The organism is Pseudomonas sp. PME37.24/006 (assembly GCF_055556635.1).
The window spans coordinates 1-246 of record NZ_JBVHNL010000258.1; the positions used below are offsets into that span (position 1 = coordinate 1).

Annotated in this window: 1 protein-coding gene; it reads right to left on the bottom strand. The window is 55.3% G+C overall.

What is annotated here, in order from left to right; all coding sequences use genetic code 11:
- On the bottom strand, positions 1–246 hold a 246-nt coding region (locus ACZ3GY_RS24635), incomplete at both ends, for a hypothetical protein (RefSeq protein ID WP_465912430.1).

Below are 246 nucleotides of genomic sequence, written 5' to 3' on the forward strand. Positions count from 1 at the left end.
GCCAATATTGCGAGTCATGCCTTCCACACGTTCGGCCAACTCAAGCAGTTGGCGCACGCTTTCTTCATTGGCTTCACGCTCGGCCAATTGTGGTTCTTCTTTCTTGGCATCGGCCAGCGTCACCTGCTTGCCAGGCTTGAAGGGAATCAGCTTGGCGATGCCATCCACAAAGTTATAGCCCAGATCCAGCACCCGACCAATATCGCGCACCGCCGCCTTGGCAGCCATGGTGACAAAAGTGGCAAT